The sequence below is a fragment of the Goodfellowiella coeruleoviolacea genome, assembly GCF_024171785.1.
In the GTDB taxonomy this organism is placed as follows: Bacteria; Actinomycetota; Actinomycetes; order Mycobacteriales; family Pseudonocardiaceae; genus Goodfellowiella; species Goodfellowiella coeruleoviolacea.
The window spans coordinates 32,555-50,640 of record NZ_JAMTCK010000022.1; the positions used below are offsets into that span (position 1 = coordinate 32,555).

An 18,086-nucleotide genomic window follows, 5' to 3' on the forward strand; every position below is an offset into this window, starting at 1 on the left:
CCCGGACCGGCACTGTCCACTTCGGAGCTTTCCGGGGCGCCGGCCGGGCCGCCACCGGTCTCGGCCGCCGCGGCGGGCGGCGTGCCGTGCGGCTGGTCCGGTGCCGGCTCGTTCCTGATCTCGGCGAGCATCTCGGTGACCCGGCCCATCAGCAGCGAGGTGACCTCGCGGAGCACCGTGGCGGTCTGCCGCTGGCCCCGGTAGGCGGACAGGTCGACCGGCTCACCCACCCGGATCCACACGGTCTTGCGCGGGAACGGCCGGAACTTCTTGGTGTAGTGGTCGTAGATGTCCCTGGTGCCCCAGCGGGCGACCGGGATCACCGGCACGTCGTTGTCCAGGGCCAGTCGGGCCACGCCGGTGCGCGCGTGCATCGGCCAGCCGTTCGGGTCCTTGGTGATGGTGCCCTCGGCGTAGATCACCACGAGCTTGCCGTCGCGCAGCGCCTGGTGGGCCGCGCGCAGGCTCTGCTTGGCGTCGGCGCTGCCCCGGTAGACCGGGATCTGCCCGGCGCCGACGAGCACCCGCCGGACGAACGGGATGTTCCACAGGCTGTGCTTGGCCAGGAACCTCGGCACCCGCCGCTGCTGGTGCACGAACACCGCGTCGTAGGGGATGTCCAGGTGGGACGTGTGGTTGAGCACCAGGATGGCCGGGCCCTGCCGGGGTATCCGCTCGCCGTGCGACACCTCGCGGCGGGCGAGCATTCCGGTGAGCGGATAGAACACCGCCGCGGCGAGTCCCACCCAGAAGCCGCCCTTCTCCCTGCCCACTGGCCATCCCCTTCTTTCGCTCACGTCGTTCGTTCCGCCCGGCTGCGCGGGGGCCGGGTGGCGCAGAGTTTCCCCGACCCGGGCTGGCCAGGTCCAGCGCGGCACCCGGTCAGCGCGCCGCGCCCGGGAACGCGCCACGCCGCGACGCGCGCCGAACACCGCGCCGAGGCCCACCCCGTGGCCACGGCATCCGGCGGGATCAGCGAGGATGGAGGCGTGCACCGCGCAGTGGACCTGGTGGTCCCGGTCAAGACGCTGGACCGGGCCAAGACACGGCTGTTCGGCGCCGCCGACGGCGGTGTCGGCGACCGGCACGCGCACAGTGCCCTGGTGCTCGCCCTGGCCGCGGACACGGTCAGCGCGGCCACGGCCGCCGAGGGGGTGGGCCGCGTGCTGGTGGTCTCCTCCGATCCGGACGTGGCCGCGACCCTGGGGGCGCTGGGCGTGGAGGTCGCGCCAGAAGGGCCGGAACCGGGGCTGAACGCGGCGCTGCGGCACGGAGCCCGGCTGCTGCGGGCGAGCAACCCCGACGGCGTGGTGGGCGCGCTGCAGGCCGACCTGCCCGCGTTACGCCCTGCCGAGTTGGCCGCCGCACTGGCCGGGGCGGCGGGGCGCCGGGCGTTCTGCCCGGACCGCCAGGGCACCGGCACCACCCTGCTGCTGTCCGCGCCGGGCGGGGACCTGGCCCCCCGGTTCGGGGTGGGGTCGGCCCAGGCGCACGCCGGTGACGCGGTCACCCTGCTCGGCCCGTGGCCGTCGCTGCGCTGCGATGTGGACACCGCCGAGGACCTGGTCATGGCCCGGAATCTCGGGCTGGGCCGGCGCACGGCCACGGTGCTGGGTGTGTCGTGCGCGCCCTGCGCGTCGTAGGGTCTTCCCGTGTCCACCCCGCCCGAGCAGATCCCCGAGCACGCCGCGGAACAGGCCACCGTGTACCGGGTGGCCGACGACGGCTCGGTCACCGTGCTGCGCGATGACGGCCTGCTGGTCGACGCCGACGCGGCCGCGGTCGCCGAGGGCGGTTGGCGGCTGCTGCGGCCGGGCCAGCGGGTGGCGGTGCACCGGGACGGTCACGGACGCGTCACCGCGGTGCGTCCGCCTGCCGGCTGAGTCGGGAGAACCAGCGTCGGGCCGCGCGCCCAGCGCGGCGGGTTTTCCTTCCGGTGCCGGGAAAACCGGTCACGGGCAGTGGGCGGTATCACGTTTGGTCCACCGGTGTTCATCCGGTTTTGCCTGGTTGTATCCCGTGGTCAGGGTGCTGGTCAGGGAACTGGGGGACAATGACTGGGTGAGCACGGACAGCAGCGACGAGCAGGTGACGGCACCGGGCGACGACAACGCGAGCACGGCAGGTGCTCCCCGCAGGGCCCGCACTCCCCGCACCACCCGGCGGGCGAATTCCAGTGCGCGGAGCCGGATCAACCGGACCACGTCCACTGCCCGGAGCGGCGCCACCCGCCAGGGCGCAACCACGCCGGCCCCCCGCACCGGCACGGGTGAGGCCGCCGCGCACGCGAGCACCCGCAACGGCGCGGAGGCGCGCCCCGTCCCGTCGGCGCCGCCCGCGGTGACCGAGGGCCTGGTCGCCATCAGCGACCTGCCCGAGGACCGCTACCTGAACCGGGAACTGTCCTGGCTCGACTTCAACGCCCGGGTGCTCGCCCTGGCCGAGGACGCGTCCCAACCGCTGCTGGAGCGCGCCAAGTTCCTGGCCATCTTCGTCTCCAACCTGGACGAGTTCTACATGGTCCGGGTGGCCGGGCTGAAGCGCCGCAACGAGACCGGGCTGTCGGTGCGCAGCGCCGACGGGCTCACCCCGGGCGAACAGCTGAACGCCATCTTCGCCCGCACCCAGGACCTGGTCGAGCAGCACGCGCGCACCTTCCTGGAGAAGGTCCGCCCGGAGCTGGAGGAGCACGGCATCCGCATTGTCAGCTGGGCCGATCTGGACGACTTCGACCGGCTCCAGCTGTCCGGCTACTTCAGCGAGCAGGTCTTCCCCGTGCTCACCCCGCTCGCGGTCGACCCGGCGCACCCGTTCCCCTACATCTCGGGTCTGTCGCTGAACCTGGCGGTGACCGTGCGCGACCCGGAGAGCGGCCAGGAGCACTTCGCCCGGGTGAAGGTGCCGGACAACGTGCCCAGGCTGGTGCGGGTCGAGCGCGACCGCACCAGCGAGACGGTCACCTTCCTGCCGCTGGAGGACCTGATCGCCGCGCACCTGCGCGACCTGTTCTCCGGCATGGAGATCCTGGAGTGCCACGCGTTCCGGGTGACCCGCAACGCCGACCTGGAGGTCGAGGAGGACCGCGACGAGGACCTGCTGGAGGCGCTGGAACGGGAACTGGCCCGCCGCCGGTTCGGCCCGCCGGTCCGCCTTGAGGTCTCCGACGACATGTCCGAGCACGTGCTCGAACTGCTGCTGCGGGAACTGGAGGTGCACCCCGGCGACGTGGTGGAGGTGCCCGGCCTGCTCGACCTGTCCTGCCTGTGGCAGGTCTACTCGATCGACCGCAAGGAACTCAAGGACCCGCCGTTCGTGCCCACGACCCACCCGGCGTTCGCCGACCGGGAGACGCCCAAGAGCGTGTTCGCCGCGCTGCGCGAGCGGGACGTGCTGGTGCACCACCCCTACGACGCGTTCCAGACCAGCGTGCAGCGGTTCATCCAGCAGGCCGCGGCCGACCCGGACGTGCTCGCCATCAAGCAGACGCTCTACCGCACCTCGGGCGACTCACCCATCATCGACTCGCTGACCAGCGCGGCCGAGGCGGGCAAGCAGGTGGTGGTGCTGGTGGAGATCAAGGCGCGGTTCGACGAGCAGGCCAACATCAAGTGGGCCAAGACGCTGGAGAAGGCCGGCGTGCACGTGGTCTACGGGCTGGTCGGGCTGAAGACGCACTGCAAGACCGCGCTGGTGGTGCGCCAGGAGGGCAGCACCATCCGCCGGTACTGCCACATCGGCACCGGCAACTACAACCCGAAGACCGCGCGCCTGTACGAGGACATCGGCCTGCTGACCGCGGAGCCGGCCATCGGCGCCGACCTCACCGACCTGTTCAACGTGCTCACCGGCTACGCCCGCCAGGAGCGCTACCGCAGCCTGATGGTGGCGCCCTACGGGGTGCGGCGCGGCATCGTCGAGCGGATCGAGCGCGAGGTGGAGCACGCCAGGGCCGGCCGGCCCAGCGGGGTGCGGATCAAGGTGAACTCCCTGGTCGACGAGCAGGTCATCGACGCGCTCTACCGGGCGTCGCAGGCGGGTGTGCCGGTGGACGTGGTGGTGCGCGGCATCTGCGCGCTCAAGCCGGGCATCGAGGGGCTGAGCGAGAACATCCGGGTGCGCTCCATCCTGGGCCGCTTCCTGGAGCACTCCCGGGTCTTCCACTTCGTGGGCAGCGACGAGCACTGGATCGGCAGCGCCGACATGATGCACCGCAACCTGGACCGCCGGGTCGAGGTGCAGGTGCGCATCACCGATCCCCGGCTGACCGCGCAACTGGACGCCATGCTGGACTCGGCGCTGGACCCGGCCACCCGCTGCTGGGTGCTGCTGCCGGACGGCGAGTGGCAGCCGTCCCCTTCGGACCAGGCCCACGTGCGGGACCACCAGGTCGAGATGCTTCGCTTGCGGGAGAACACCGGCCTGGGCTAGGTGCGGGCTGCTGGCCACGACCCCGACCGGTGACAAGGCAGGCATCGACAGGCCAGGAACCATGAACGCCAAATCCACACCGTCCACCGTCCCCGACAAGCACGTGGTCTCGGCCGCGGGCGCCGTGCTGTGGCGCGAGCGCCCCACCGGCCGGGAAGTCGCCGTGGTGCACCGACCCCGCTACGACGACTGGTCACTGCCCAAGGGCAAGGTCGACCCCGGGGAGACCGTGCCGGCCGCGGCCGTGCGGGAGGTCGTGGAGGAGACCGGCTTCCAGCCCGTGCTGGGCCGGTTCCTCCGCCAGATCCGCTATCCGCTGCCCAAGCGGAACGGGCGTGCCACCAAGACCGTGGACTACTTCAGCGCCGAGGCGGTCAGCGGCGAGTTCACCGCCAACGACGAGGTCGACCAGCTGTGCTGGTTATCCGCAGACCGCGCTGCGGACCTGGTGAGCTACCCGGACGACCGCGAGGTGCTGCGCGTGTTCGCGGCGGCACCGGCCAGGCTGACCACGCTGCTGCTGGTGCGCCACGCCAAGGCCGGCAAGCGGGACTGCTGGCCCGGTGACGACGACCAGCGCCCGCTCAGCCCGGCCGGCGCCAGGCAGGCCGAGGCACTGCGCGCGCTGCTGCCGCTGTTCGGAGTGGACCGTCTGCACGCCGCACCCCGGCTGCGCTGCGCGCAGACGGTGCGGGGAGCAGCCGACGACCTGGGCGTGGCCATCACCGACGAGCCGCTGCTGACCGAGGAGGCCTACTGGCCCGACCCGGACGCGGGCGTGGCGCGGCTGCGCGAGATCGCCGCTGCGGGCGGGGTCCCGGCCGTGTGCAGTCAGGGCAAGGTGATTCCCGACCTGGTGGCCCGGCTGGCCGAGCGGACCCCGCTGGCCGCTCGACTGGCCCCGGACGCGGTGAAGAGCAAGAAGGGCAGCGTCTGGCTGTTGTCCTTCGCCTCGGCCGACGAGGCCGGGTTCCACCACGGGGAACTGGTGGACGCGCACTACCTGCCCAGCCCGCTGCCACCGCCGGGCGGGTCCGCCACGTCCTGAGTCGAGCGTCACGCAGGCGCAGACGAGCCCCGAAGCGCCGTAGGTCGCGCTCGGGGCTCGTCCGCATTCAGTTGCCCACAACCAGGGCCGGTGGCGGGTTCGGCGAACCGCGAAACCCGCCTGACGCGTTCACTTCTTGGCCGCGGCCGTCTTCCGGGTCCGGGTCGTGGTCTTGCGCGCCGTGGTCTTGGCCGGTGCCGTGGTGGCCTCGGCCGGAGCGGCAGCCGGTGCCGCGGTGGTGGCCGCGGCCGTGCTGGCGGTGCTCTTGGCGGCGCTCGCCCGCTTCGGAGCGGCCTTGGGGGCGGCCGTCTTCCGAGTGGTGGTCTTGGCCGCCGCCGGCGCCTTGGTCGCCGTCGCCGTGCTCGCCTTGGTGGCGGCCGGCTTGGCAGCCGCGGCCGTGGTGGTGGCCTTGGTGGCGGTCCTGCGGGTGGCAGGAGCCTTGGTGGCCGCCGCGGCCCGCGTCGACGTGCCACGCGCGGCACGAGTGGTGGTGCCGCGGGTGGTCGTGGTGGCGGCCGGGGCCTTGGCGGCCGCGGCCGGCTTCGCCGCACCGGTCTTGGCGGCGGTCGCCTTGGTCGCGGTGGCGCGCGCAGCGGGAGCCTTGGCCGCGGCGGCCTTGGCGGCCGTGACCCGAGGCAGCTTCTTCGTGCCGCTGATGACGTCCTTGAACGTCGAACCGGCACGGAAGGCGGGGACGTTGGTCTTCTTCACCTTCACCGTCTCGCCCGTGCGCGGGTTGCGCGCGGTGCGGGCCGCCCTGGCGCGCTTCTCGAACACGCCGAAGCCGGTGATGTTGACCTTCTCGCCCTTGTGGACACTGCGCACGATCACGTCGACCAGACCGTCGACAGCCGCACCCGCAGTCTTCTTGTCGCCAAGGCGCTCTGCGAGCGCCTCGATGAGCTGGGCCTTGTTCACGTTAAGTCCCTCCCAGGACGCTCACGGCCCTGTCGGGCCGACTTGCGGCCACGGTAAGCCCACATGGCGCGAATTTCCACGCGCCACGCCATATTTTTTGTTGCAGTGTGGGCAATTCCGCTCAGTCGAGGGACGAATCCGGGTGAACGGCGCTTTGCCGGGCCTTCCCGGCGGGCCGCTGGATTCCCCTTGCCATCGGGAGAATCCAGCGGCCGGCGGGTGGAATCAGCCTGCCGCCACGGTGGTCGTGGGAAGCCAGGCGGGCCGCGTGCTTTCGAACGCGGCGATGTCGTCGCCGTGCCGCAGGGTCAGCGAGATGTCGTCGAGTCCTTCCAGCAGCCGCCAGCGGGTGTAGTCGTCGATGGCGAAGGACGCGGTGAAGTCCTTGGCCCGAACGGTCTTCTCCCGCAGGTCCACGGTGACCTCGGTGCCCGGCTCGTTCTCCAGCAGCTTCCACAGCAGCTCGATGTCGGACTGCTCGCACTGGGCGGTCAGCAGCCCCTGCTTTCCGGAGTTGCCCCGGAAGATGTCGGCGAACCGGGACGAGATGACGACCCGGAATCCGTAGTCCAGCAGCGCCCACACCGCGTGCTCCCGGGAGGAGCCGGTGCCGAAGTCGGGGCCGGCGACCAGGACGCTGCCCGCCCGGAACGGCTCGGCGTTGAGCACGAAGTCCTCGTCGGCGCGCCACGCCGCGAACAGGCCGTCCTCGAAGCCGGTCCTGGTGACCCGCTTGAGGTAGACGGCGGGGATGATCTGGTCGGTGTCCACGTTGGACCGGCGCAGTGGGACGCCGACCCCGGTGTGCGTGGTGAACGGTTGCATGGCTGTCGAATCCTCCAAAGCGTTGCGGGCGGGGGGCGGGAAGCGGGGGTTGCTAGACCAGGTCCTCCGGTGAGGACAGCCGCCCGCGCACCGCGGTGGCCGCCGCGACCAGCGGGGAGACCAGGTGGGTCCGACCGCCCTTGCCCTGCCTGCCCTCGAAGTTGCGGTTGGAGGTGGACGCGCTGCGCTCGCCCGGCTTGAGCTGGTCGGGGTTCATGCCCAGGCACATGGAACAGCCAGCAGAACGCCATTCCGCCCCGGCGGCCAGGAACACCTCGTGCAGTCCCTCGGCCTCGGCCTGCTGGCGCACCCGCATGGAGCCGGGCACCACCAGCATCCGCACGCCGTCGGCGACCCGGTGCCCCTTGAGCACGTCGGCGGCGGCCCGCAGGTCCTCGATGCGCCCGTTGGTGCACGACCCGAGGAACACCGTGTCCACGCTGATCTCGCGCAGCGGGGTGCCCGGCCGCAGATCCATGTAGGACAGCGCCTTCTCCGCGGCCAGCCGGGCGTTCTCGTCGGGAATGTCGGCCGGGTCGGGCACCCGCTCGCCCAGCGGCAGGCCCTGGCCCGGGTTGGTGCCCCAGGTGACGAACGGGGTGAGCTGGTCGGCGTCCAGGTGCACCTCGGCGTCGAAGGTGGCGTCGTCGTCGGTGCGCAGGGTCCGCCAGTAGGCCACGGCCGCGTCCCAGTCGGCACCGCTTGGCGCGTGCGGCCGGTCCTTCAGGTAGGCGAAGGTGGTCTCGTCCGGCGCGATCATGCCGGCCCGCGCACCGGCCTCGATGGACATGTTGCAGATGGTCATCCGGGCTTCCATGGACAGCTGCTCGATGGCGCTGCCCCGGTACTCCAGGACGTAGCCCTGTCCGCCGCCGGTGCCGATCTTGGCGATCACCGCGAGGATGATGTCCTTGGCGGTGACGCCCGGCCGCAGCGCGCCGTCCACGTTGATGGCCATGGTCTTGAACGGCCGCAGCGGCAGCGTCTGGGTGGCCAGCACGTGCTCCACCTCGGACGTGCCGATGCCGAAGGCCATCGCGCCGAACGCGCCGTGCGTGGAGGTGTGGCTGTCCCCGCACACCACGGTCATGCCCGGCTGGGTCAGCCCGAGCTGCGGGCCGATCACGTGCACGATGCCCTGCTCGGCGTCGCCCATGGGGTGCAGCCGCACGCCGAACTCCGCGCAGTTTCGGCGAAGCGTGTCCACCTGGGTGCGCGACACCGGGTCGGCGATCGGCAGGTCGATGCCCGTGGTCGGGACGTTGTGGTCCTCGGTGGCGATCGTCAGGTCGGGCCGGCGCACCGCGCGGCCGGCCAGCCGCAGCCCGTCGAACGCCTGCGGGCTGGTCACCTCGTGCACGAGGTGAAGGTCGATGTAGAGCAGGTCCGGCTCGGCACCATCGCCTCGGCGCACCACGTGCGCGTCCCACACCTTTTCTGCCAGCGTGCGGCCCATCGCTCCTGCCACTCCTCCCCATGAAGGGTTTCTCGGCGTCCTGGTTCTCGTCACCGCGCCCGCCCGGCCGGGCCAGCCGTCCTGGGTGTACCAGGCGTCCGCTGACCGCGCCGGCCGATCCGCTTCCCGGCCACCGCCGGCCTGCTGCGCGGCTGCGGTCACGGGAGGGAACCAGCGATCTGGACTTCCCATATGTCGGGAAGTTAGTATCGGTTCGTGGGACAGCATAGCGGGATTGGCGTGCTAGACAAGGCAGTGGCCGTGTTGCAGGCGGTGGCCAAGGATCCGTGCGGGCTCGCCGAACTGTGCAGCCGCACCGGACTGCCCCGGGCCACGGCACACCGCCTGGCCGTGGGACTGGAGGTGCACCGGCTGCTGCGCCGGGGCTCGGACGGCCGCTGGCGGCCGGGCGCTGCACTGGCCGAACTCGCCGGCGGCGCAACGGATCCACTGCTCGACGCGGCGGCCTCGGTGCTGCCCCGGCTGCGTGACATCACCGGCGAGAGCGTGCAGCTGTACCGCAGGGACGGCATGCAGCGGGTGTGCGTGTCCTCGGCCGAGCCGCCCAGCGGGCTGCGCGACACCGTGCCGGTCGGCTCCCGCCTGCCGATGACCGCGGGCTCGGGCGCCAAGGTGCTGGCCGCGTGGGCCGACGTGAACACGCAGCGGGCCGTGCTGGTGGACGCGGTGTTCGGCGAGCGCACCCTGCTGGAGGTGCGCCGGCGCGGCTGGGCGCAGAGCGTCGCCGAGCGCGAGCCGGGCGTGGCCAGCGTGTCCGCGCCGGTGCGCGACGGCACGGGCACGGTGGTGGCCGCGATCTCGGTGTCCGGACCGGTCGACCGGATCGGCCGGCGGCCGGGCGCGCGCTGGGCCGCGGACCTGCTCGCCGCCGCCGAGGCCCTGCAGTCCCGACTGTGAGCACGACAACACCGACGCCGACACCGACAACACCGACACCGACAACACCGACACCGACAACACCGACGCCGGGCGCGCTGACGCCGACCGCGCCGACGCGCCCGGCGAGGCTCGCGATCCCACCGCTGTGATCGTTGTCGCACCGGTCCTGGTGCCTGTCGCGCACCAGGACCGGCCGCGCGCCAGCACCCACTCCGGAACTACCCCGGAACAGCGAAGAGGCCCCCGATCCGCTGTGGGATCGGGGGCCTCTTCGTTTGTAGCCCCGACGGGATTTGAACCCGCGCTACCGCCTTGAGAGGGCGGCGTCCTAGGCCGCTAGACGACGGGGCCGAGAACTTTGTTCTGTTCTTGTGGAAGGAAGCTTATCACACTGGATTTGCCGCCTTACCGCTGGGGTACCAGGACTCGAACCTAGACTAACTGAACCAGAATCAGTCGTGCTGCCAATTACACCATACCCCATTGGCATTTCGATCAGCGGTCCGAGGCTTTGCCCTGCCGAGCTGCTTGCCCTGCTGGGTTTTGCCGGCCGGTCCGCTCTCCGTCCTGCCGAGAAAGATACTAGACCAACAACCCCGCGGAATGGAAATCGGCCCCCCGCCCGACGCTGCGCGAAGGGCCGACCGAGGTCTACCGGGGACGCGGCACGCTCAGCGACAGATCGCAGACCAGCAGCTCAGGCAGGTCGGCGAGACTGGTGATCGCGGTGATCCCCTCGGGTGGAGCGTCGGGCGCGCATCCCGCCCGGTCCAGCCAGACGCCGCGCAGACCGGCGTCCCGCGCGCCGATCGCGTCCGCGTCGAGCCGGTCGCCCACGTGCGCCGTTTCGGCGGGCTCAACACCCATCATGAAGCAGGCAGTGTGGAAGATCACTGGGTCGGGCTTGCCAGTGCCCAGTTCGCCAGCGATCAGGACGTGGTCGAAGTACTCGGCGAGGTTCAGCATGGCCAGTTTGGCCCGCTGGTGCCGACCTGAGGCGTTGGTCACAGCGGCGAGCTTGTAGCCGCTGCCGCGCAGCCAGTCCAGACACGGCAGGGCGTCGCTGAACAGCTGCCACTGCTGGTCGAGCAGTTCCTTGCGGCGGTGCTCCCGGCCGGCCGCCTCGGCGTCGTCCAGGCGCTCGCCCCTGCTGGCGAAGAAGGCCTTGGTGCGCTCCCGGTGCATGATCTCGTAGGCCAGCTCGCCGGCGATGACCTTGGCCGCGTACTCCTCGGTGATTTCCTGCCACACCGACCAGGCTCCGTCGTCACCGACCAACAGCGACAGGGCGCATCTGGCCGAGGTGGTGTAGTCGATCAGCGTGTCGTCGATGTCGAGGCAGACGGCGCGTATTTCGCCGCCCTTCCTCCGCTGCTGCGTCGGGATGTTTTCGGGGGTGAATGTCGGGGGTGCAGATGTCACCCCGAGAGGCTAGGTGGACCGCACCCGGGTTGGATTCGACTAACGAGGTGATCCTTTGGCCTCTGACACGGTCAAGCGCTAACCGCGCGACGCCGCCGCCCCGGCTTCCCGCTGCCCGAAGGAACTATGTGAATCCAACTCGCCAATACGGCGCGTGACACGTGGTAGTGAAGTACTAACGGGTCGTGAGGGCAGTGCGCAATCGTCCGATCCGGCGCTCTGTTCGCACTACCGCGATTGATTGCCACAACGGAGGGGACACAGCACGCCCCGTAATCACCCCGGCGCGAGTGGGAGAACCGGCCCCACCCGGTACCCCCTACCGGTAATCCCCTCCCGGAGCCCGGGGTCGCCCCACCGCCACCGCCGTCCCGACTCCCCCCGATCGGCTGACACGTCTGATGTGGACGGTTCATCCCCGCCCCCGCGCGACCGTTGCCGCCCCGGAACGCGGTGCACTTCCGCTTGACGCGCGCCGCCGGCAGGCGCATGCTGAACGCACAGGTATTCAACAGTTGTTGAAATCAGGTGACGACAATGCCCCACACAACCTGTTGCGTCGTGGGTGGCGGCCCGGCCGGGATGATGCTGGGACTCCTGCTCGCCAGGGCCGGAGTCGAGGTGACGGTGCTGGAGAAGCACGCCGACTTCCTGCGGGACTTCCGCGGCGACACCGTCCACTCGTCCACGCTGGACCTGCTCGACGAACTCGGTCTCGGCGAGGCGTTCAGCCAGCTGCCCCACCGGCTGGTGGACAAGCTCCAGGTCCCGGTCGGCCCCGGGGTGAATGTGGGCGCCGACGTGAGCCGGCTTCGCGGCCCGCACAAGCACATCGCGTTCGTGCCGCAGTGGGACTTCCTCGACCTGCTCGCCGAGGCGGGCAAGCAGGAACCCACCTTCACCCTGCGGATGAACACCGAGGTCACCGGGTTGACCACGCGCGACGGCCGGGTCACCGGCGTGCACTACCGCACCGCCGACGGCGAGACCGGCGAGCTGGGCGCCGACCTGGTGGTCGCCTGCGACGGCCGCGGCTCGTCACTACCGGACAGCGCGGGCCTGCGCGAGCGGAGCTGGCCGGTGCCCATGGACGTCTGGTGGTTCCGCCTGCCCCGCAACGAGGGCGAGCCGGTGGGCGCCAGTGGCCGCATCGGCAACGGCCGCATGGCGGTCTACATCGACCGGGGCGACTACTTCCAGATCGCCTTCCTGATCCCCAAGGGCAGCGACGCCCGCTGGCGCGCGGCCGGGCTGGACGCCTTCCGCGCGAACTTCGCCGCGCTGATGCCCTGGCTCGCCGACCGCCTGGACACGGTGACCAGCCTCGACGACGTGAAGCTGCTCGACGTGAAGCTGAACCGCCGCGCCCGCTGGTTCGCCCCGGGTCTGCTGTGCATCGGCGACGCCGCGCACGCCATGTCGCCGATCGGCGGGGTGGGCATCAACCTGGCCGTGCAGGACGCGGTGGCCGCCGCGCGCATCCTGGCCGGCCCGCTGCGCCGGCACGCGGTCAGCTGGCGCGACCTGGCCAGGGTCCAGGCCAGGCGGTGGCTGCCCACCGCGGTCACCCAGGCACTGCAACGGCTGATCCACGCCAAGGGCGTGACACCCGCGTTGCGCGGCCAGTTGGAGGTCAGCGAGGAGCGCAGCCCCCGGCCGCTCAAGCTGATGGCCCGCTTCCCCGCGCTCCAGGTCGTGCCGGCCTTCCTGATCGCGCGCGGGATCCTGCCGGAGCACGCGCCGGTCTTCGCCCGCCGCCCCGGGAATCCGGCCAGCTGACCGGGATTCCACGGGACGGGCGCCGGTTCGACGACTCGACCGACTCCGGAGCGGGCTGGTTCAGCGGGCGGCGACCGTGTTGGTGAGCGTGCCGAGGCCCTCCACGGTCACCGACACGGTCTGCCCGGCCCGCATCGGTCCCACCCCGGCGGGCGTGCCGGTGAGGATCACGTCACCGGGCAGCAGGGTCATCACCCGCGAGATCCACTCGACCAGCTTGGGCACGTCGTGCAGCAGCAGCGAGGTGCGCGAGTCCTGCTTGACCTCGCCGTCCAGTTCGGTGCGCAGCGCGAGGTCGGCCGGGTCGATCGTGGTGTCGATCCACGGACCGAGCGGGCAGAACGTGTCGTGCCCCTTGCCCCGCGTCCACTGCCCGTCGGCCTGCTGCTGGTCGCGGGCGGTCACGTCGTTGGCGATGGTGAACCCGAGCAGCACGTCCCGCGCCCGGGAGGCCGGCACGTCCTTGCACGGCTGGCCGACCACGGCGGCGAGTTCGCCCTCGAAGTCCACCCTGGACGAATCCCTGGGCAGCTTGATCGCCGCGTTCGGGCCAACGACGGAGGTGGACGGCTTGAGGAAGATCACCGGGTTCTCCGGCGCCTCCCCACCCATCTCCCTGGCGTGCTCGGCGTAGTTCTTGCCGACGCAGATCACCTTGGTCGGCAGGATCGGGGCGAGCAGCCGCACGTCAGCCAGTGGCCAGCGGCGGCCGGTGAACTGGGGCTGGCCGAACGGGTGCTCGGCGATCTCGGCGACCATCACCTGGTCGGCGGCGGCGTCGAGGTCCCCCTCGACAGCGACGAAGGCGACACCCTCGGGGTGAGCGATACGGGCTAGGCGCACCCGACCAGCCTAACTCGCCCCCCGTCCCCACCTGCGCCGATCCCCGCCGTCCACTATGGACGGCGTGGTCCGTGCGCGGTCCGGTACCCGTCCAGCCATATCAGCCGCGCCTCGGCCCACTGCTGGTGGCGCTCCAGCACCGACTCCGCCGAATCGGACACCCAGGTCTCCCCCGGCTGCCACAGCACGGCCTGGCGCTGGCGCGGGAAGTCCATGCCGAAGCTGAGGAACGTCAACTCGTCGTCCCCCTCGAACGCCGGCTTCCGGTACTCCCCGTAGATCGCGAACAACCGGGGCTGCGCCCGCACCGCCATCCGCCCCAGCGCCGCCAACACCCGCGCGTGCTCCACCTGGTCGTCACACATGAGATTCCGTCCTTTCGTGAGCTTGAGCACAAGCTACTGCAAAACGTTTAGCAGTAGTCATCGCACGATCGTGTGAATGTCTGAAATCGCGGTGTGCGGAAAGATCTGTGCTATGAGCACGCGAAGCGATCCCTCGGCACTGCGTTGGCTGATCGGCGCGGAGCTGGCCAACTTCCGCAGGCAGGCGGCGCTCAAACCACAGGACGTCCTGGATGCGACGGGCATCTCCAAGTCCAAGTTGAGCAGTATGGAGAACGGGCGCTACCAGCAGCACCCGGATGACATCGCCAAGATCCTGAACTTCTACGGCGTGGAACAACGCGACATCGATCGTCTCGCCTCACTGGCCGGTAGCAGCGAGGGCCGCACCTGGTGGGCGCCTTGGTCCCACATCGTGCCGGACTGGGTCAAGACCTTCGTTGGACTCGAAGGGCTGGCCGCTACCGAGTTCGTCTTCGAACCCATGGTGCTCCCTGGCCTGCTGCAGACGGAGGAGTACGCCCAGGCCATCACCGAGTCCACTGGCTTCGTCCGCAGAGACCACAGCGAACGTTTCGTGTCGTTCCGGCTGGCCCGGGCCAAGCGGCTCACCGAACCAGAGCCGCTGGAGCTGCACGCGGTGGTCGGCGAGGCAGCACTCCGATTGGCTGTCGGCACTCCCGAGGTGCGCCAAGCGCAGTACGCCCACCTCCTCGAACTCGCCAAGCGGCCGAACATCACCGTTCAGGTGCTTCGCCCCGAGGACGGACCGCATACTGCGGGCACCGGTCAGTTCGTGGTGTTGGACTTCGCGCAGGCTCAGTCGATCGCGTACACCGAGCATCTGGACGGAGCGGTTTACGTTCAGGATCAGGACGACGTGCGGACCTATAAAATGGCTGCGGAGAACGTGCAGTCAGTCGCGCTCTCCGCCAACAAGTCAGCCACGTTGATCAAGAACTTGATTAACGGCAGCTAGCCCGGAGGCCGCCGTGTCAGCGCCAGACCTACCAGTGCCTCGTTGGGTCAAGAGCAGTTACAGCACCAACAACGGCAACTGCGTCGAGGTCGCGTACGTGGCCGCTGGCGCTGACTGGCGCAAGTCCAGCTACAGCACCAACAACGGCACCTGCGTCGAGCTGGCGACCGGCACCGAGGCGATGTTCGTCCGGGATTCCAAGAATCCCGACGGTCCGGTCCTCACCTTCTCCTCCCCCGCCTTCGCCGCCTTCCTGAGCGCCATCCGGAGTACCGACCTCGACCTCGGTTAGCCGCGTTTCGGCCAACTGGGCCGTTTGCCCGATGTCCGGGGCGGTCAGGCCCCCTACGGTGATGCCACCTCTCCTTCGCATCAAGGGGGTCCGATGAGATTCCTGCGTGCCCTGGTGGTGGCCGTCGCCGCCATCGGCTGTCTTGCCCTGGCCGGGCCCGCGGCCACCGCCGCGCCCAGCACAGGGGCCGCAACCGGGCCCACCGGCTCGACCGCGGCACTGCCCGCTCCCGCGCCGATCGGTGGGGGCAGCGTGCTCTACACGTCCGGCGGCTCCCGCTGCACGGCGGCGTTCGCGGCCACGGGTGGCTCGACCTGGTACCTGATCGCCGGGGCCGGCTGCGGCAGTGTCGGCGCCACCGTCTACAGCGGGGCCAACGTCCTGGTCGGCGTCCTCTCGGCCGCGCCCTACCCGGCCCAGCTCTACTCGATCATCCGGGTGACCAACACCGTGGACTGGTACCTGGTGCCGCGCGTGCCACCGGCCGGTGGTTCCGGCTCGGTCGTGATCACCGGGTCGACCGAGGCGCCGGTCGGGGCGTCGGTCTGCAAGTACGGCAGCACCACGGGCTGGCACTGCGGCACGATCCAGGCCAAGAACATGACCATCAACTTCGGCGGTGGCGTGGTCAGCGGACTGACCCGGACGTCCGTGTGCGCGGAACCCGGTGACGGCGGCAGCGGGTTCATCAGCGGCACCCAGGCGCAGGGTGTGCTCGTCGGCGGTTCCGGCAACTGCTCCAGTGGCGGCACCACGTACTTCAAGCCGATCAACGAGATCCTGTCCGCCCACGGGCTGGCACTGCTCACCGGCTGACGCTCACCAGCGGTGGGCCGCCCGTCCACCCGATCGGGCGAGCAGGGCGGCCCACCACCGCCGCCGTCACCTCACACCGCTGACCGCTCGCGCATCCCCTTGTGCACCAACGCGTCGCACAGCGCCAGCCAGCTCGCCTCCACGATGTTGCCGTGCACGCCGACCGTGGTCCACTCCCGCTCGCCGTCGGTGGACTCCACCAGCACGCGGGTGACCGCGTCGGTGCCGGGGTCCTCGGTGAGGATGCGGACCTTGTAGTCGGCCAGCTCGACAGTGTCCAACCAGGACAGTGCGGGCCGCAGGGCCTTGCGCAGGGCCGCGTCCAGGGCGTGCACCGGGCCGATGCCCTCGGCCGTGGCGATCACCCGCTCGCCGCCGACGTGCACCTTGACCGTGGCCTCGGACACGATCTCGCCGTCCGAGCGGTGGTCGAGCACCACCCGGTAGGACTCCAGGGTGAACGGCGGCTCGTCGGCCTCGACCGTCACCCCGCCCTCCTCGGTGCTGCTGATCTCCTTGCGCAGCAACAGTTCCAGCGAGGCGTCAGCGGCTTCGAAGGACCAGCCGCGCGCCTCCAGCTCCTTGACCTTGCGGACCACGTTGCCCAGGGCCTGGGGGTGGCCGGCCGGGTCGATCCCGAACTCGCGTGCCTTGAGTTCGAGGCTGGCCCGGCCGGCCATCTCGGTGACCAGCACCCGCATGTCGTTGCCGACGATCGCCGGATCGATGTGGTTGTACAGCTCCGGGTCGACCTTGATCGCGCTCGCGTGCAGCCCCGCCTTGTGGGCGAAGGCGGACGCCCCGACGTAGGCCTGGTGGGCGTCGGGGGCGAGGTTCGCGATCTCGGCAAGGGCGTGGGAGACGCGGGTCAGCTCGGTCAGCGAGTCGTGCGGTAGCACGGGCATGCCGAGCTTGGTCACCAGGTTTCCCACCACGGCGAACAGGTCGGCGTTGCCGGCCCGCTCGCCGTAGCCGTTGGCGGTGCACTGGACGTGGGTGGCGCCGGCCTGCACGGCGGCCACGGTGTTGGCCACGGCGCAGGAGGTGTCGTCCTGGCAGTGGATGCCCACGCGGAAGCCGGTGCGGGCGATCACCTCGCTGACCGTGTCGGCCAGTTGCAGCGGCAGCTGGCCGCCGTTGGTGTCGCACAGCACCACCACGTCGGCGCCACTGTCCACAGCCGACTCCAGCACGCGCAGGGCGCAGTCGGGGTCGTAGGCGTAGCCGTCGAAGAAGTGCTCGGCGTCGACGAACACCCGGCGGCCGTGGTCGACCAGGTACCGCACGGTGTCCGCGACCATCGCGCAGTTCTCGGCCACGTCGGTGCGCAGGGCGCGTTCCACGTGCCGGCGGTCGGACTTGGCGACCAGGGTGATCACCGGGGCCTGGGCTGCCAGCAGGGCCGCGACCTGCGGATCCTCCTCAACCTTGACCTTGGCCCGGCGGGTCGAGCCGAAGGCCACCAGCACCGAGGTGCGCAGCTCCAGCTCACCGGCGGCGGCGCGGGCGAAGAACTCGGTGTCCTTGGGTAGGGCGCCCGGCCAGCCCCCTTCGATGAACCCGACGCCGAGTGTGTCCAGCAGTCGGGCCACCGCGAGCTTGTCCGTGGCGGAGTAGGAGATCGCCTCGCGCTGGGCGCCGTCCCGCAGGGTGGTGTCGTAGACGTGGAAGGAATCCCCCAGCGGGGTGTTGGTGGGAGCTGCTGGACGGCTGGTCACGTGTGGATCTCCTCGTCAGGCTGGCTGGGGATGCCGAGTCGCGGACGGTGCCTGGTCGGTTGTGGTCGTCTCACCTGGTCGGGAAAACAAAAAGACCCCCCGCGGGATGCGAGAGGTCAGCGCGCCGGATGCTCTGGGAGCGGTCAGCCGGCGCGCCTGGCAATAATGATCATGGTGCTGGAAGCCACGGACGCATGGTGCCACAGGCCCGGTCGGGCTCACCAGCCACCGGGAGACATCTCCCACCTTCTGGGAAGACAACACCCCCACCTGGCCCACCGGCCGGCTGCGGCGCGTGGACGCACGACGGCCGAACGG

General features: G+C 70.8%; 16 protein-coding genes, 2 tRNA genes and 1 pseudogene. 9 read left to right on the forward strand and 10 right to left on the reverse strand.

Going from position 1 to position 18,086, the window contains the following annotated elements; translation table 11 throughout:
• Window positions 1–77 precede the first annotated feature (77 nt).
• Window positions 78–773, reverse strand: a pseudogene (locus LX83_RS34570) (lysophospholipid acyltransferase family protein); the annotation flags it as partial.
• 216 nt (window positions 774–989) lie between these two features.
• On the opposite strand from LX83_RS34570, the gene cofC reads away from it, so the two are divergent.
• The 4 genes from cofC (at window position 990) to LX83_RS34590 (ending at window position 5,476) form a co-directional block, all read left to right on the forward strand.
• Window positions 990–1,643 (forward strand): 2-phospho-L-lactate guanylyltransferase, encoded by a 654-nt coding sequence (gene cofC, locus LX83_RS34575; protein WP_253779496.1) that lies wholly within the window; start codon window positions 990–992, stop codon window positions 1,641–1,643.
• Window positions 1,644–1,652: 9 nt separating this feature from the next.
• Complete coding sequence (locus tag LX83_RS34580) at window positions 1,653–1,883, forward strand: hypothetical protein (RefSeq protein WP_253779498.1); 231 nt, start codon at window positions 1,653–1,655, stop codon at window positions 1,881–1,883.
• A 178-nt stretch (window positions 1,884–2,061) separates the two neighbouring features.
• On the forward strand, window positions 2,062–4,428 hold the full coding sequence (locus LX83_RS34585) for an RNA degradosome polyphosphate kinase (protein WP_253779500.1): 2,367 nt from the start codon (window positions 2,062–2,064) through the stop codon (window positions 4,426–4,428).
• A 61-nt stretch (window positions 4,429–4,489) separates the two neighbouring features.
• The gene (locus LX83_RS34590; protein ID WP_253779503.1) at window positions 4,490–5,476 is read left to right on the forward strand and encodes an NUDIX hydrolase; all 987 of its coding nucleotides are present in this window, start codon (window positions 4,490–4,492) and stop codon (window positions 5,474–5,476) included.
• 129 nt (window positions 5,477–5,605) lie between these two features.
• Here LX83_RS34590 and LX83_RS34595 read toward each other — a convergent pair whose 3' ends face one another.
• The 3 genes from LX83_RS34595 to leuC all read right to left on the reverse strand — a co-directional run bounded on the left by LX83_RS34595 (window position 5,606) and on the right by leuC (window position 8,675).
• Window positions 5,606–6,394 (reverse strand): HU family DNA-binding protein, encoded by a 789-nt coding sequence (locus tag LX83_RS34595; RefSeq protein ID WP_253779506.1) that lies wholly within the window; start codon window positions 6,392–6,394, stop codon window positions 5,606–5,608.
• 225 nt (window positions 6,395–6,619) lie between these two features.
• On the reverse strand, window positions 6,620–7,219 hold the full coding sequence (leuD, locus tag LX83_RS34600; RefSeq protein ID WP_253779509.1) for a 3-isopropylmalate dehydratase small subunit: 600 nt from the start codon (window positions 7,217–7,219) through the stop codon (window positions 6,620–6,622).
• Between the two features lie 52 nt (window positions 7,220–7,271).
• A complete protein-coding gene (gene leuC / locus LX83_RS34605; RefSeq protein WP_253779512.1) occupies window positions 7,272–8,675 on the reverse strand; it encodes a 3-isopropylmalate dehydratase large subunit in 1,404 nt (467 codons plus the stop codon).
• 216 nt (window positions 8,676–8,891) lie between these two features.
• Here leuC and LX83_RS34610 point away from each other — a divergent pair, with 216 nt between their 5' ends.
• Window positions 8,892–9,593: an IclR family transcriptional regulator gene (locus LX83_RS34610; RefSeq protein ID WP_253779514.1), complete on the forward strand. Its 702-nt coding sequence runs from the start codon at window positions 8,892–8,894 to the stop codon at window positions 9,591–9,593.
• Window positions 9,594–9,853: 260 nt separating this feature from the next.
• On the opposite strand, the gene LX83_RS34615 is transcribed toward LX83_RS34610, so the two are convergent.
• From LX83_RS34615 to LX83_RS34625, 3 genes are all read right to left on the reverse strand, one after another.
• Window positions 9,854–9,926, reverse strand: a tRNA-Glu gene (locus LX83_RS34615).
• Window positions 9,927–9,986: 60 nt separating this feature from the next.
• A tRNA-Gln gene (locus tag LX83_RS34620) sits at window positions 9,987–10,058 on the reverse strand.
• Between the two features lie 168 nt (window positions 10,059–10,226).
• Window positions 10,227–10,997 carry an HAD family hydrolase gene (locus LX83_RS34625; RefSeq protein ID WP_253779517.1) on the reverse strand — a complete coding sequence of 257 codons (771 nt, stop codon included), beginning with the start codon at window positions 10,995–10,997 and terminating at the stop codon, window positions 10,227–10,229.
• Between the two features lie 537 nt (window positions 10,998–11,534).
• On the opposite strand from LX83_RS34625, the gene LX83_RS34630 reads away from it, so the two are divergent.
• Window positions 11,535–12,776 carry an FAD-dependent oxidoreductase gene (locus LX83_RS34630; RefSeq protein ID WP_253779520.1) on the forward strand — a complete coding sequence of 414 codons (1,242 nt, stop codon included), beginning with the start codon at window positions 11,535–11,537 and terminating at the stop codon, window positions 12,774–12,776.
• Window positions 12,777–12,836: 60 nt separating this feature from the next.
• On the opposite strand, the gene LX83_RS34635 is transcribed toward LX83_RS34630, so the two are convergent.
• On the reverse strand, window positions 12,837–13,619 hold the full coding sequence (locus LX83_RS34635; RefSeq protein WP_253779524.1) for a fumarylacetoacetate hydrolase family protein: 783 nt from the start codon (window positions 13,617–13,619) through the stop codon (window positions 12,837–12,839).
• A gap of 53 nt (window positions 13,620–13,672) precedes the next feature.
• Entirely contained in the window at window positions 13,673–13,984 is a 312-nt protein-coding gene (locus LX83_RS34640) for a hypothetical protein (protein WP_253779526.1), read from the reverse strand.
• 76 nt (window positions 13,985–14,060) lie between these two features.
• Between LX83_RS34640 and LX83_RS34645 the strand changes: the two genes are divergently transcribed.
• The 3 genes from LX83_RS34645 to LX83_RS34655 all read left to right on the forward strand — a co-directional run bounded on the left by LX83_RS34645 (window position 14,061) and on the right by LX83_RS34655 (window position 16,050).
• The gene (locus LX83_RS34645; protein WP_253779528.1) at window positions 14,061–14,942 is read left to right on the forward strand and encodes a helix-turn-helix domain-containing protein; all 882 of its coding nucleotides are present in this window, start codon (window positions 14,061–14,063) and stop codon (window positions 14,940–14,942) included.
• A 13-nt stretch (window positions 14,943–14,955) separates the two neighbouring features.
• On the forward strand, window positions 14,956–15,234 hold the full coding sequence (locus LX83_RS34650; RefSeq protein WP_253779530.1) for a DUF397 domain-containing protein: 279 nt from the start codon (window positions 14,956–14,958) through the stop codon (window positions 15,232–15,234).
• Window positions 15,235–15,327: 93 nt separating this feature from the next.
• Window positions 15,328–16,050, forward strand: a complete 723-nt coding sequence (locus LX83_RS34655; protein WP_253779532.1) for a S1 family peptidase — start codon at window positions 15,328–15,330, stop codon at window positions 16,048–16,050.
• Window positions 16,051–16,121: 71 nt separating this feature from the next.
• Here the strand turns inward: LX83_RS34655 and cimA are convergent, their stop codons facing one another.
• Window positions 16,122–17,768, reverse strand: a complete 1,647-nt coding sequence (cimA, locus tag LX83_RS34660) for a citramalate synthase (RefSeq protein WP_253779534.1) — start codon at window positions 17,766–17,768, stop codon at window positions 16,122–16,124.
• Between the last annotated feature and the right edge of the window lie 318 nt (window positions 17,769–18,086).